18 protein-coding genes and 1 tRNA gene are annotated in these 13364 nt (G+C 70.6%); 9 read left to right on the forward strand and 10 right to left on the reverse strand.

The window, feature by feature from the left end:
* From rpoN to Q0588_RS13950, 3 genes are all read left to right on the forward strand, one after another.
* Window positions 1–1245: RNA polymerase factor sigma-54 (gene rpoN, locus Q0588_RS13940; protein WP_298747313.1), on the forward strand; the 1245-nt coding region annotated here is incomplete at its 5' end.
* 124 nt (window positions 1246–1369) lie between these two features.
* On the forward strand, window positions 1370–2035 hold the full coding sequence (raiA, locus tag Q0588_RS13945) for a ribosome-associated translation inhibitor RaiA (RefSeq protein WP_298747316.1): 666 nt from the start codon (window positions 1370–1372) through the stop codon (window positions 2033–2035).
* A gap of 76 nt (window positions 2036–2111) precedes the next feature.
* Window positions 2112–2579 (forward strand): PTS sugar transporter subunit IIA, encoded by a 468-nt coding sequence (locus tag Q0588_RS13950; protein ID WP_298747319.1) that lies wholly within the window; start codon window positions 2112–2114, stop codon window positions 2577–2579.
* Between the two features lie 25 nt (window positions 2580–2604).
* On the opposite strand, the gene Q0588_RS13955 is transcribed toward Q0588_RS13950, so the two are convergent.
* The 4 genes from Q0588_RS13955 to Q0588_RS13970 form a co-directional block, all read right to left on the reverse strand.
* Entirely contained in the window at window positions 2605–2862 is a 258-nt protein-coding gene (locus Q0588_RS13955) for a DUF1150 family protein (protein WP_298747323.1), read from the reverse strand.
* Between the two features lie 85 nt (window positions 2863–2947).
* Window positions 2948–3367, reverse strand: a complete 420-nt coding sequence (locus Q0588_RS13960; protein WP_298747328.1) for an Hsp20 family protein — start codon at window positions 3365–3367, stop codon at window positions 2948–2950.
* A 153-nt stretch (window positions 3368–3520) separates the two neighbouring features.
* Window positions 3521–3596: transfer RNA gene (locus Q0588_RS13965), tRNA-Ala, on the reverse strand.
* 151 nt (window positions 3597–3747) lie between these two features.
* A complete protein-coding gene (locus Q0588_RS13970; RefSeq protein ID WP_298747330.1) occupies window positions 3748–4227 on the reverse strand; it encodes a TIGR02300 family protein in 480 nt (159 codons plus the stop codon).
* A gap of 126 nt (window positions 4228–4353) precedes the next feature.
* Here Q0588_RS13970 and aroA point away from each other — a divergent pair, with 126 nt between their 5' ends.
* The 6 genes from aroA (at window position 4354) to Q0588_RS14000 (ending at window position 9311) form a co-directional block, all read left to right on the forward strand.
* Window positions 4354–5664 carry a 3-phosphoshikimate 1-carboxyvinyltransferase gene (aroA, locus tag Q0588_RS13975; protein WP_298747360.1) on the forward strand — a complete coding sequence of 437 codons (1311 nt, stop codon included), beginning with the start codon at window positions 4354–4356 and terminating at the stop codon, window positions 5662–5664.
* Between the two features lie 28 nt (window positions 5665–5692).
* Window positions 5693–6010 carry a type II toxin-antitoxin system RelE/ParE family toxin gene (locus Q0588_RS13980; RefSeq protein WP_298747333.1) on the forward strand — a complete coding sequence of 106 codons (318 nt, stop codon included), beginning with the start codon at window positions 5693–5695 and terminating at the stop codon, window positions 6008–6010.
* Complete coding sequence (locus Q0588_RS13985; protein WP_298747335.1) at window positions 5985–6293, forward strand: addiction module antidote protein; 309 nt, start codon at window positions 5985–5987, stop codon at window positions 6291–6293. Before Q0588_RS13980 ends, Q0588_RS13985 begins: the two co-directional genes overlap by 26 nt.
* 5 nt (window positions 6294–6298) lie before the next feature.
* Window positions 6299–6937 (forward strand): d(CMP) kinase, encoded by a 639-nt coding sequence (locus Q0588_RS13990; RefSeq protein WP_298747363.1) that lies wholly within the window; start codon window positions 6299–6301, stop codon window positions 6935–6937.
* A gap of 154 nt (window positions 6938–7091) precedes the next feature.
* Window positions 7092–8801 carry a 30S ribosomal protein S1 gene (gene rpsA, locus Q0588_RS13995; RefSeq protein ID WP_298747338.1) on the forward strand — a complete coding sequence of 570 codons (1710 nt, stop codon included), beginning with the start codon at window positions 7092–7094 and terminating at the stop codon, window positions 8799–8801.
* Window positions 8802–9026: 225 nt separating this feature from the next.
* Window positions 9027–9311, forward strand: coding sequence for an integration host factor subunit beta (locus Q0588_RS14000; RefSeq protein ID WP_298747341.1), 285 nt, complete (start codon window positions 9027–9029; stop codon window positions 9309–9311).
* 65 nt (window positions 9312–9376) lie between these two features.
* Here Q0588_RS14000 and Q0588_RS14005 read toward each other — a convergent pair whose 3' ends face one another.
* From Q0588_RS14005 to Q0588_RS14030, 6 genes are all read right to left on the reverse strand, one after another.
* Window positions 9377–9562 (reverse strand): hypothetical protein, encoded by a 186-nt coding sequence (locus tag Q0588_RS14005; RefSeq protein WP_298747343.1) that lies wholly within the window; start codon window positions 9560–9562, stop codon window positions 9377–9379.
* Entirely contained in the window at window positions 9555–10658 is a 1104-nt protein-coding gene (gene hppD / locus Q0588_RS14010) for a 4-hydroxyphenylpyruvate dioxygenase (protein ID WP_298747346.1), read from the reverse strand. Before hppD ends, Q0588_RS14005 begins: the two co-directional genes overlap by 8 nt.
* Window positions 10659–10771: 113 nt before the next feature.
* Window positions 10772–11392, reverse strand: a complete 621-nt coding sequence (locus tag Q0588_RS14015; protein ID WP_298747349.1) for a hypothetical protein — start codon at window positions 11390–11392, stop codon at window positions 10772–10774.
* A 366-nt stretch (window positions 11393–11758) separates the two neighbouring features.
* Entirely contained in the window at window positions 11759–12331 is a 573-nt protein-coding gene (locus tag Q0588_RS14020) for a hypothetical protein (protein WP_298747351.1), read from the reverse strand.
* Window positions 12332–12585: 254 nt separating this feature from the next.
* Complete coding sequence (locus Q0588_RS14025; RefSeq protein ID WP_298747354.1) at window positions 12586–12765, reverse strand: hypothetical protein; 180 nt, start codon at window positions 12763–12765, stop codon at window positions 12586–12588.
* Window positions 12762–13268: an AAA family ATPase gene (locus Q0588_RS14030; protein WP_298747356.1), complete on the reverse strand. Its 507-nt coding sequence runs from the start codon at window positions 13266–13268 to the stop codon at window positions 12762–12764. Before Q0588_RS14030 ends, Q0588_RS14025 begins: the two co-directional genes overlap by 4 nt.
* Window positions 13269–13364 lie beyond the last annotated feature (96 nt).

The following is a 13364-nucleotide window of genomic DNA, read 5'->3' on the forward strand; positions in this document are numbered from 1 at the left end:
GACGACGTCTACGGCGACGCCAGCCCGGGCGAGCGCACCTCGGACCGGATGGAGGACGTCGGCGCCGGCGAGGCCCAGCCCGGCCTCAACGACTGGTCCCGCGCCGGAGCGGGCGGCGGCCTGCCCGACGGCGAGGGTCGCGAACAGCCGGACACGCGCGACGCCACCCTGTGGGAGCATCTGCAGGCCCAGGCCTCCCAGGCCGGGTTCAGCCCCGCCGACCACGCCATCGCCCTGACCCTGATCGACGCCGTCGACGAGGGCGGCTATCTGCGCGGCGAACTGGCCGAGACGGCCGACCGGCTGGGCGTCGGCCTCGAGCGCGTCGAGGCCGTGCTGGCCACCTGCCACGGCTTCGAGCCGACCGGCGTCATGGCCCGCTCGATACCCGAATGCCTCAAGCTTCAGCTGATCGAGCGCAACCGCTTCGACCCGGCCATGCAATGCCTGCTCGACAATCTCGACCTGCTGGCCAGGCGCGACCTGACCGCCCTGAAGAAGGCCTGCGGCGTCGACGGCGAGGACATGGCCGAGATGATCGCCGAGTTGAAGGCGCTGACGCCGCGGCCCGGCGCCGGCTTCGGCGGCGAGCCGGCCCAGACCGTCATCCCCGACGTCCATGTGCGGCCCGATCCCGCCGGCGGCTGGAAGGTCGAGCTCAACGCCGACACCCTGCCGCGCCTGATCATGGACAAGCGCTATCACGGCGTCGTTTCGGCGGGCGCGCGGTCGGATGCCGAGAAGTCCTTCGTCGCCGACTGCGCCGCCCAGGCCAGCTGGCTGGTCAAGTCGCTGGATCAGCGGGCCAGGACCATCCTCAAGGTGTCGTCCGAGATCGTCCGCCAGCAGGACGCCTTCCTCGCCTTCGGCGTGGAATTCCTGCGGCCGCTGAATCTGAAGACCGTGGCCGACGCCATCGGCATGCACGAGTCGACGGTCAGCCGGGTCACCTCCAACAAATACGTCTCGACCCCGCGCGGCGTGTTCGAGTTGAAATTCTTCTTCACGGCGGCGATCCAGTCGTCCGACGGCGGCGCGACCCATTCGGCCGAGGCCGTCCGTCACCGCATCAAGGCGATGATCGAGGGCGAGGCCCGCGACGGCGACGTCCTGTCCGACGACCGCATCGTCGAGATGCTCAACGAGGCCGGCATCGACATCGCCCGCCGCACTGTGGCGAAATACCGCGAGGCCCTGCGCATCCCCTCCTCGGTCCAGCGCAAACGCATGCTGCGGGCCGGCTGATCGCCATTTTCCCCGAATTATCCGCGCGCCGTCGCCGAATTCGCCTTCGGGGCGTCTTCGGATTCCCCACCACATTTCGGTGATCGGCGTTGACACCAAAGCCCAACGGCCGCGTTCTACCGGCATGCAAATCCAGGTCAGCGGCAAGCACGTGGATGTCGGCGAAGCGTTAGGCTCGCGCATCTCCCAGGAACTCCAGGACGGGATCGGCAAATATTTCGAGCGAGGGGCCCAGGACGCCGAGGTGATCGTCGCCAAGGAGGGCCACAGCTTCAAGGTCGACTGCTGGGTCCGCCTCGCCTCGGGCCAGGTGGTGTTCACCTCGGGGTTGGGCGGCGACGCCCACGCCGCCTTCACCGAGAGCCTCGACAAGCTCGAGAAGCGGGTGCGGCGCTACAAGCGCCGGCTCAAGGACCACCATATCGGACCCAAGGGGCTGTCCCCGGAAAAGACCGAGGAGGCCGCCCGCGAGGTCGCCCGCAGCATCGTGCTGCGCGACCCCGACACCGTCGAGGACGAGGATTTCGGCCGGGTCGGCGCGCCCGGGGAACCGCCGCCGCTGGGCATGGTCATCGCCGAGACGGAGGCCGAGATCCGCACCGTCACCGTCGGCCGGGCCGTGCTGGAGCTGGACATGACGGGCTACCCCGTCGTGGTGTTCCGCAACGCCGCGCACGGCGGCCTGTCGGTGGTCTACCGGCGGCCGGACGGCAACGTCGGCTGGATCGACCCCGAGCGGACCACCCGGTCGCTCAACGGACACGGTTCGGTAAACGCCGTCACTTCATAATGCTTTCCACGACGGGGCGGGTCGGCTACATGGCCCCCGCCCATCGGGAATGATCGGGTAGAGTCGGGAATGCGTCATGGACATCGGTGATTTGCTGGCGGACGGCGGCGTCGTCCTGCGCAGCGGCGCCTCGTCGAAGCGCCAGGCGTTGCACACGGTGGCCGAGGCGGCCGCCCAGGCGCTCGGCCTTTCCGAGCCGCGGGTCATGGAGGCCCTGCTCGAGCGCGAGGCCCTCGGCTCGACCGGACTGGGCTCCGGCGTGGCGGTCCCGCACGCGCGCATGGAGGGCATCGACCGGGTCACCGGGGTGTTCGTGCGCCTGGACACGCCGGTGGCCTACGGCTCCGTCGACGACCGCCCGGTCGATCTGATCTTCGCCCTGTTCGCGCCGCCCCGCGACGGGGCCGAGCATCTGCGCGCCCTGGCGGCCGTGTCGCGCGCCCTGCGCTCGCCGGAGATGCGCGAGCAGCTGCGTCAGGCCCGCACCATCGACGCCATCCGCGCCCTGTTCGTCAAGGATCAGCTCCCGGCCACGGCGGCCTGACGCGCCCGGGCGCGGGCCCGTTCCGTCAATGCACCGAGACCGGCTCCAGCTCGTGCGCCACCGCGGCGGCGAAGGCCGTCTCCCGGTCCATCATCACCGCCAGCCGTTCGCCGTCGGCGCCGTGCACCGCGTACAGGATGGCCTCCGGGTCGATCGACAGGCCCCGGGCCTCGGGGATCGGCGTGTCCGCCAGCACGTCGGCGGCGCGAATCTCCCGCACATACACCAGATCGGGGGCGCCGAGGCCCCTGAGGTCTTCCTTGGTCATCATCATAGGCGTCATGGCGACCGCCTCCTTATGCAACTAACGCCCCTGGGGGCTGGTGGTTCGGCCCCGAAACCCGGCGGCCGGTGAAACGGCGGCCGGATCAGCCCGCCGTGATGGGGATGCGCCGGACCGTCGGCAGGTCCTCGGGCCGGCTCAGTTCGACGTGCAGCAGGCCGTGCTCCAGCCGCGCCCGGTCGACCTCCAGCCCGTCGGCCAGCACGAAGCTGCGCACGAAGCCGCGGCCGGCGATGCCGCGGTGCAGGAAGGCCTGTTCCGCCCTGCCGGCCTCCTCGCGCTTGCCGGCGATGGTCAGCTGACGGCCCTCCAGCGTCACCGTCAGGTCGTCGGGCCCGAACCCGGCCACGGCCAGGGTGATGCGCACCGAATGCTCGCCCAGCTGCTCGACATTGTAGGGCGGATAGCTGTCCGCCGCCGCCCTTGCGGCCCGGTCGATCAGGGCCCGGGTGTGGTCGAAGCCGAGCAGGAACGGGCTGTCGAACAGGATGGTGCGCGTCGTCATGGTCTCGCCCCCGAAGCAGGCCCCGGGCCGTCCCGCCTCCCGCGATCGGCGAGGCGTCGGCCGACGGGCCCCAGATGGGGATCGGGCCCTCGCGGATCAACGGCTCCGGGCCGGACAGGACGAAGGCCCCGTGGTCTCCCGCGGGGCCTTCGATGGTGGAGCTAAGCGGAGTCGAACCGCTGACCTCTTGAATGCCATTCAAGCGCTCTACCAACTGAGCTATAGCCCCGAGCCGTTTCGGCCGGATCGCCGGAGGAAAAGCCGCCCCCCGGCGAGGCGGCGGAACCTATGTCAGGGCCCGACCGCGATCAAGCCCGGTTCCGCCATTTATTTTCGCCTCGTCCGGAGCCGCTCGGGGCCGCCCCGGACGGGCCGAAAACCTAGTCGTCGTCCTTGCCCGGCTTGACGATGTCGTCGTCGAAGGCGTCGTCGTCCTCGTCCTCGATGAAGGGCACGGAGTCGTCGTCATCGTCGGCCAGAACGTCCTCGTCGTCCTCGACGGCCTCGCCCATGCCGGGCTCCTCGGCCGGGTCGACGGCGGCCTCGTCGTCGTCGTCGTCCGGGGTCAGGATCGGCTCGTGGCCTTCCTCGTCGATCTCCGGCGTGACGACGGCCTCGTCCTCGTCCTCGTCGTCCCCGGCGGCCTTCTTGGCCTCGACCTGGTCCCCGGCGTCGTCGTCGGGGGTCTCGTCGGCGGCGTAGCCGGCCGGACGGCCGCGGCGGTTGCGCAGTTTCAGCGCCTCTTCCGGGTCGAACTCGGCGTCGCATTTGGGGCAGTGGGCCGGGCGGCGGCCCAGGTCGTAGAATTTCGCCTGGCAGTTCGGGCAGACCTGCTTCTGGCCCAGTTCGGGTTTGGCCACGGTTGAAGACCTTTGGCGGGAGTTGGGAAATCGGGCGCGTCCCTTGCCACCAAGGGGGGCCGCTGTCAAAAGCCATCTCTCGCGCCGCCCGCCCATGCTGATTGTTTCGGAGACCGCCGGGTGCCGATCCCCTCCACCCTGACCGCCCGAGGCGCCTCCGCCCTGTCGGGCGTGGCGCGCGCGCCGGGCGACAAGTCGATGTCGCACCGCGCCCTGATCCTCGGGGCCATGGCCACCGGCGTCACCGACATCGACGGCCTGCTCGAGGGCGACGACGTGCTGGCCACCGCCCGGGCGGTGGCGGCCTTCGGCGCCGGCGCCGAGCGGCTCGGCGAGGGCCGCTGGCGGATCACCGGCCACGGCGGCTTCAGACAGCCAGAAGCCGTCATCGACTGCGGCAACGCCGGCACCGGCGTCCGCCTGCTGATGGGCGCGGCGGCGGGCTATCCGGTCAGCGCGACCTTCGACGGCGACGCCTCGCTGCGGAAGCGGCCGATGAAGCGGGTCGCCGGCCCCCTCGCCGCCATGGGCGCGCGGTTCGAATGGCTGGGCGAGGAAGACCGGCTGCCGGTCGAGATCTCCGGCGGCGGGCTGAACGCCATCGACCATGTCCAGACGGTCGCCTCGGCCCAGATCAAGTCGGCGATCCTGCTGGCCGGGTTGAACGCGGAGGGCGTCACCACCGTCACCGAACCCGTGCCCAGCCGCGACCATACCGAACGAATGTTGCGGGCCTTCGGCGCCGAGGTCGGCGTCCTGCCGGCCGGAGCCGGCTGGCGGGTCAGCCTGAAGGGCGGCCAGACCCTGACCGGAACCGCCGTCTCCGTCCCCGGCGACCCCTCGTCCGCCGCCTTCCCGCTGGCCGCCGCCCTGATCGTCCCCGGCTCGGCGATCACCGTCGAGGGCGTCATGCTCAACCCCCTGCGCACCGGCCTGTTCGAGACCTGGCGCGAGATGGGCGCGGATCTCACGGTTTCGAACCGTCGCATGGCCGGCGGCGAGGAGATCGGCGACGTCACCGCCCGCCATTCCGCGCTGAAGGGCGTGGTCGTGCCGCCGGAGCGGGCCGCCTCGATGATCGACGAATACCCGGTCCTCGCCGCTGTCGCCGCCTTCGCCGAAGGGGCCACGGTGATGCGCGGCGTCGGCGAGATGCGGGTCAAGGAGAGCGACCGCATCGCCCTGATGGCCGCCGGCCTGGCCGCCTGCGGTGTCCAGGTCGAGGAGGAGCCGGAGGGTTTCACTGTCTTCGGCGGCCCGGTGCGCGGCGGCGCGACCGTCGTCACCCACGGCGACCACCGCATCGCCATGAGCCATCTGGTGCTCGGTCTGGCTGCCGTCGAAGCCGTCACCGTCGACGAGCCTGGCATGATCGCCACCAGCTTCCCCGGCTTTGTCGAGCTGATGCGCGGGCTGGGAGCCGCGTTGGGGGATTGACAATTTGTCGCCTATAGAGGACAGCTGGGTGATCACAGTCGAGTTCACGGAAGTGTTCGATGGTTGGCTCGAGCGCCTCCGGGATCGACAAGCGGTTGCTCGGATAACGGCCCGGCTGCTCAGGCTTCGGCGGGGCCATTGGGGCGATGTGAAGCCGGTCGGCGACGGTATTATCGAGTTCCGCGTCGATGCCGGGCCAGGGTACAGGATGTACGCGATCAAGCGGGGCGACGTTTGGGTGATGATGCTCGCTGGCGGTGACAAGTCCAGCCAGCGCCGCGACATCGAGGCGGCCAGGCGAATGGCTAAGGAGATGCGGCGTGGCTCTGAAGACGATCCCATTTGATCCGGCGAGATACCTGGACACGCCTGAGGCGGTGGAGGAATTCCTGATCGCCTCCTTCGAATCCGCGTTCGAACTCAACGATCCCGGCATTATTCCGGAAGCACTCGGGGTCGTCGCCCGCGCCCAGGGCATGACCCGGATGGCCGAGGATGCCGAACTGTCGCGTACGGCTCTGTACCGTGCGCTCAGCGCCGAGGGTCGGCCGGAGCTTTCGACGATCTTCAAGGTGATGCAGGCGCTCGGCCTGCGCCTGGCGCCGGTGCGCATGAAGCCCGCCGCGTGAAGCCTTTGATCATCGCCGTCGACGGACCCGCCGCCTCGGGCAAGGGCACCATCGCCGCGCGGCTGGCGCGGACCTATGGCCTGCCGCATCTGGACACGGGCCTGCTGTACCGCGCGGTGGGAGTGGGCGTGCTGGACTCCGGCGGATCGCTGGACGACGCCTCGGGGGCCGAGGCCGTGGCCCGGGCGCTGGACGCCGGCCACCTGACCGACACCGGCCGCCTCACCGACCGCGGCGCGGGCGAGGCCGCCAGCCGCGTCGCCGGCTATCCCGGCGTGCGGGCCGCCCTGCTCGACTTCCAGCGCGCCTTCGCCGCCCAGCCGGGTGGGGCGGTGCTGGACGGCCGCGACATCGGCACGGTGATCGCCCCCGAGGCCCAGGCCAAGCTGTTCGTCACCGCGACGCCGCAGGTCCGCGCCCGGCGCCGCTGGAAGCAGCTGACCGGCCGCGGCGACGCCATCGCCTATGAAGAGATGCTGGCTGACATCATGCGCCGCGACCAGCGCGACGCCGGCCGCGGCGCCGCCCCGATGGTGCAGGCCGAAGACGCCGTCTTGCTGGACACGACCGATATGGATATAGAGACCGCCTTCGATGCGGCCCGCCGTATCGTCGAGGCGGCGCGCGTCCGGCACGGTCTGTAAGACCCCCGGGCAAATCCAACGCTCCCATCCTCGGCTTCCGCGGGCGATCTGGCTTCATCTGCCTCGCATCCCGACGACCTGATCTCACGCCTCAACTCACCTCGCGCGGGGCCCTCCGGTCGCGCGCCGCAACCATCAGAAACCCCAACCCTGCATGACCGACACCCAAAGCTTCTCCCCCTCGCGTGACGACTTCGCCGCGCTGCTCGACGAAACCCTCCAGGGCCGCGACCTCGGCGAGGGCCAGGTCGTCCACGGCCGCGTCGTCGGCATCGAAAAGGACATCCTGATCATCGACGTCGGTCTGAAGACCGAAGGCCGCATCCCGGCCCGCGAATTCGGCATCGGCGAGGGCGCCGTGATCCCGAAGCTCGGCGACAATGTCGAAGTCTATCTGGAGCGCGTCGAGAACGCCCTGGGCGAAGCGGTCATCAGCCGCGACAAGGCCCGCCGCGAGGAAGCCTGGACCCGTCTGGAAGTCGTCTTCGCCGAGGGCGTGCCGGTCAACGGCGCCATCGTCGGCCGCGTCAAGGGCGGCTTCACCGTCGATCTCGGCGGCGCCTCGGCCTTCCTGCCGGGCTCGCAGGTCGACATCCGTCCGGTGCGCGACGTCGCCCCGCTGATGGGCAAGGAACAGCCCTTCGCCATCCTCAAGATGGACCGCCCGCGCGGCAACATCGTCGTCTCGCGCCGCGCCATCCTGGAAGAGGCCCGCGCCGAACAGCGCACCGAACTGGTCGGCCAGCTGCAGGAGGGTGAAGTCCGCGAAGGCGTGGTCAAGAACATCACCGACTACGGCGCCTTCGTCGACCTGGGCGGCATCGACGGCCTGCTGCACGTCACCGACATGTCGTGGAAGCGCGTCTCGCACCCGTCGCAGGTGCTGGCGGTCGGCGACACCGTCAAGGTCCAGATCGTCAAGATCAACCCGGACACCCAGCGCATCTCGCTGGGCATGAAGCAGCTCCAGGCTGACCCGTGGGACGGCGTCGAGGCCAAATATCCGGTCGGCGCCAAGATGTCGGGCCGCATCACCAACATCACCGACTACGGCGCCTTCGTGGAGCTGGAAGCCGGGGTCGAGGGCCTGGTGCACGTCTCGGAAATGTCGTGGACCAAGAAGAACGTCCACCCCGGCAAGATCGTCTCGACCTCTCAGGAGGTCGACGTGGTCGTGCTGGACGTCGATTCCTCCAAGCGCCGCATCTCCCTGGGCCTGAAGCAGGCCCAGGACAATCCGTGGGACGCCTTCGTGGCCGCCCACCCGATCGGCTCGACGGTCGAGGGCGAGGTCAAGAACGCCACCGAGTTCGGCCTGTTCATCGGCCTCGACAACGACATCGACGGCATGGTCCATCTGTCGGACCTGGACTGGAACGTCTCGGGCGAGGAAGCCATCCAGCGCTACCGCAAGGGCGAGACCGTCAAGGCCAGGGTGCTGGACGTCGACGTCGAGAAGGAGCGCGTCTCGCTGGGCATCAAACAGCTCGGCGGCGATCCGATCGAAGGCGACGCCTTCAAGAAGGGCCAGCAGGTCACCGTCACCGTGACGGCGGTGGAGACCGGCGGCATCGAGGTCAAATTCGGTGAGGAGGACGCCCCGGCGACCGCCTTCATCCGCAAGTCGGACCTGTCCCGCGACCGCGCCGAGCAGCGCACCGAGCGCTTCTCGGTCGGCGACCGCGTCGACGCCATGGTCACCGGCATCGACAAGGCCTCGCGCCGCGTCTCCGTGTCGATCAAGGCGCTGGAGATGAAGGACGAGAAGGAAGCCGTCGAGCAGTTCGGGTCCTCGGACTCGGGCGCCTCGCTGGGCGACATCCTCGGCGCCGCCCTGCGCGAGAAGGCCGGTTCCAGGGAATAGGCCGCGCGCCCGCCGGGCGGAGAACAGGGGCGGCGGGAGCGATCCCGCCGCCCTTTTTCACGGCCGCCTCGCATCGCGGTAAAGGCCCGGTAACCGACATTTAACGGCCGATCTCGCCGTCAGGCCTTTTGCCGCCCGCGGGTGAAGGCTAGGGTGGTCATCGCATTCGGGGTTCGGATGCACCCGAACGGCTCTGGGAAGGGCGTTGGAGGGCGGGGGGCTGAGATGATCAAATCCGAGCTGATCGAAAAGCTCGCGGTCGAAAACACCCATCTGACCCACGCCGAAGTGGAGCGGGTGGTCAATATCGTGCTCGGACGGATGGTCGAGACCCTGGGCGAGGGCGGCCGGGTCGAACTGCGCGGGTTCGGGGCCTTTTCGGTGCGCGGCCGTCCGGCCCGGGCCGGACGCAATCCCCGCACCGGCGAAACCGTCGAGGTCCCGGCCAAGGCGGTGCCGTTCTTCAAGAGCGGCAAGGAGCTGCGGGAGCGGCTGAACGCCTCGGCCTGAACGTGAGGCTGCTGGCCGAGTTCAGGGCATTCGCCGTCCGCGGGCGGTGAGGGGGCTGCCGGACTCTAGCCCCTGCGCTGGTGCCGCCAGCGCCACAGGGCGTTGCCGAGGATGGGCAGGAAGCCGCCGACCAGGGCCGCGACCAGCACCGTCCAGAAGCCGCCGCCGAGGCCGTATTCCCCCACCGCCGCCCCGACCCCGGCCGCCAGGACGGGGCCGAGCCAGGGCAGCCAGGCCGGGGGTCTAGGCATCCACCTTGATGACGCCGCGCCGGATCTGGTCCAGCTCGATGGAGTCGAACAGGGCCTGGAAATTGCCCTCGCCGAAGGCCTGGTTGCCCTTGCGCTGGATGATCTCGAAGAAGATCGGGCCGAAGGTGTCCTGGGTGAAGATCTGCAGCAGCAGGCCCTCCTCGTCGGAGCCGTCGATCAGGATGCGGTTCCTGCGCATGCGCCCGACGTCCTCGCCGTGGCCGGGCAGGCGTTTGTCGATCAGTTCGAAATAGGTCTCGACGGTGTCCTGGAAGGGGATGCCGCGGCGCCTCAGCTCCTCGACCGTCTCGTAGATGTCGTCGGTGGCCAGGGCGATGTGCTGGATGCCCTCGCCGTTGTAGCGGCGCAGGAATTCCTCGATCTGGCTGTTCTCGTCCTGGCTCTCGTTGAGGGGGATGCGGATGGCCCGGTCGGGGGCGATCATGGCCTGGGAGAACAGGCCGGTCGCCTTGCCCTTGATGTCGAAATATTTCTGCTCCTCGAAGGCGAAGACGTCGCCATAGAAGCCGGACCAGGCGCGCATCTGGCCGCGGCGCACATTGTGGGTCAGGTGGTCGAGGCAGTAGAGGCCGACCGAATTCCTGCGCTCGGCCTCCTCCCAGCCCTCGATCTCGTCCCAGCCGTCGTAGGGGGAGCCGCGCTCGCCGTACCGGTCGACGAGGTAGAGCAGCGAGCCGCCGATGCCCTGCAGGATCCAGGGATAGCCGCCGCCGAGCGCGCCGCCGTCGGCGTTTTCGGCCGGGCGGGCGCCGCGGGCCACGGCGCCGTCGAAGGCGGCCCGGGCGTCGGCGACGCGGAAGGCCATGCCGTTGGCCGAGGGGCCGTGCTCGCGGGCGAAGTCGGCGGCCTGGCCCTTCGGCGACAGGTCGACCAGCAGGCTGATGTCGCCCTGTTTGAGCCGGACCGTGCCGGTGGCCGGGTTCACATGGGTGCGGGTGAAGCCCATCAGCTCCAGCCGGGCGGCCATGGCCTCGGGCTCGGGGCCGGTGAATTCGACGAATTCGAAACCGTCGACGCCGAGCGGGTTTTCCTTGTCCAGGCGGGCGGCGGCTTCGGTTTGGGGCGCGTCGTGCATGGGGCGTCTCCTGATGGGCTCGCGGCGGTCCGCCGTCGTTGCCGCGGAACCTAGAGGCGGGGAGGCGGGAAGCCAAGGTTTCGGCCGGTCACAGGACCGGGAGGGGGGCGGCGTCATGCGGGCGTCTCGCCGCCGACCGAAAAATTCGGTGTGGCGGAGTCGGCAGAGTCGGCGCCGGCGAAATTCGGTGTGTCAGAGTCGGCAGGGTCGGCATCGGCCGCCGGGCGGGGAAGGCCCGGGGTGGGGCGCATCCAGGCGCCGCCGTCGGCCTCCTCGGCGAGGCGCATGCTGTTGAGCGCCTCCTCCTGGCACAGGTAGCGGCGCATCTCGGCCTCCTCCGCCTCCAGCGCCTGGGCGACCCGGCGCCAGCGCAGGGCCCCGGCGGCGTCGCCGCGCAGCACGCAGCGCAGCATGCGGCGGTGGGCGACGAAGACCAGTTCGCCGGTGTCGATGCGGTCGAGATCGCCCTCGCTGCGCTGCTCCAGCTGGACCCCTTCGTCGGACGGGTCGAGGGCGTTGGCGGGCGTCCACGGCTGGTCGATGCGCCGCCAGCCGTTGCGCGCGGCGCGGGACCGCAGGGCCGCGATCGTCACCCCGTGGCGGCGGCAGCATTCGTGCGCCGGCAGCCCGGCCAGATAGTCGGCGCGGACGGCGTCCCAGACGGTCTTCGGGGCCGGACGGCGGCCGCCGGGGCGGCGCGGTTTCGGGGCGGTGATCTGTCTTCCGTCGGCCATGGGCGTTCCTTCCTTCGTTTTCGCGGAGGAATTATGCGCGCGGTTTTTTCCCGGGCGGGAAGACAGGGTCGAGAAACGGTCGGGGCGTTGAAGGGGCGGGGGAATTTCGGCCCAGCCGGACTATAATTCCGCAGATTGCCGGCACAGCGTCATGGGGTTGGGCCGGGGAGGTTCATCACAACGGGCACGACGAGGTCACAACGAACACGACGGGGCCGGAGGGCCAGCGGCTCCCGTCAGGGGACGCAGAAGGCCGGATTGCGGGCAAGGGCCCGCGGAAGGCGAAACGAGGCTCGCCCCGTCGTGTCCGTCGTGGATCTTCGTTGTGTTCATTGTGATGAACCTGCCTGGGTCGTCGCCCGCGGATCACCGGAACACGCAGTTCACCCCGGCCCACATGGTGGTGACCACCGCGTCGTCGCCCGCGCCCGACAGGGTGCCGTGGATGTCCCCGGCGGAGAATTCCGGCCCGAGCGAGTCCTCGCGCACGGCGACCTCCGGGTGGGCCGCACGGAGCTCGGCGAGGGTGGAGCCGACGTGGACGCCGGAGACGGTGGCGAAGCCGCGCGGGGCGCCCTCGCCGGCGGTCCAGCCCGCGAACCGGCCCTCCGAGAAGGCCAGCTGGAAATTGTCGCCCCAGTCGGCGAAGCTCAGCGGCCCGGCCGGGCATTCGGCGTTGGCGTCGCGCCGGGGCGGCTGGTCGCCGCGCAGGCGGGTGATGAAGGCGATCACCTCCGGCTCGGCCTCGCCGAAGCCGAGCTTGCGGCCGGCGCCGCGCCCGCCCGGATTGGCCGGGGTGAAGCCGTCGGCCTCGAGCCGGGCCTCGCCCGGCTGGGTCGGGGCGGTCGCGGCGGCCGGGGCCTCGGCGGGGGCCGGGGCCTCGGGCGAGCAGGCGGCGAGGAGCAGGGCGAGGGCGGCGACGGGGGCGAGCTGTTTCATACGGCGACGCTAACGCGGGTCGGCGAGCGGGGGAAGGCGCCCTCTCCCGGCGGGAGAGGGCCAGCGACTAGCCCTCCCCCTCGACGGGGGAGGGTTGGGAGGGGGTGGAGGCACGGTGTGTGCGACGGCCCGCGCAAGGCGATGACGCCTCCCGCGCCACCTCCGGACCCAGCCTGCCCTCACCCCTACCCCCGGCCCGTCGGCGGCCCGCCTTCGGCGACCCGCCTCCACCCCGTCGAGGGGAAGGGGGGAGTCTACGCCGCCTCGCCCCGCTTCTTCGGGGGCTGGACGTCGTCGGCGGTGACCAGATGACCTTTCCAGCCGGGCGGCGGCAGGAAGCGGCCGGACTGCTCCTCGCGCGTGCCGTGCCTGGCGACCCAGGCGGCGCGGCGCAGGGCTTTCAGCGTGGTTTCGCGATCGAACAGGATGCTCATCTTGGGCTCCAATCTAGCAGTTCCGGCGTATCTCCGCCACTCGCCCAGACTTCCCAGCAGTCCGCGAGCGGCTTGTAGACCGTCTCGAGATATTCGAGGCTGAGCGGGAAGCGGCGGCGCAGCGCGGCCTCCGGGATGCCGTGTCCGCCGCGCTCGACCCGGCGGGCCACACGGGCGATGGAGGCCTCGACGTCCGGCAGGCGCAGGTAGATCAGGTCGATCCGGTATCCGGCCGCCTTCCACGCCCGGATGCGAACCGCATGGGAGCGGGTGGCGAGCGTCGTCTCCAGCACCACGTCGGCGCGCGCCGAGGTCAGGGCCTCCAGCCGCTCCAGCACCCGCCGCCCGGCGGCCAGGTCGCGGCCCGGGCCGTCGGGGAGATGCCGCGCCACCTCGTCAGGATTGACGAACTGAAAGGTCGCCGCCCGCTCGCGCAGGACGGCGTTGATGAAGGTGGTCTTGCCGGCGCCGTTGGGGCCGGCGAGGAGGACGAGGGTGGGCATGGGGGGCAGGCTACGCCGTCAGGATACCGCCGACGAGGACGTGCACGCGTCGGTGGCGAACGGGAAAGCCCTCCCCCTCGACGGGGGAGGGTTGGG

The organism is uncultured Brevundimonas sp., from assembly GCF_937870815.1.
In the GTDB taxonomy this organism is placed as follows: domain Bacteria; phylum Pseudomonadota; class Alphaproteobacteria; order Caulobacterales; family Caulobacteraceae; genus Brevundimonas.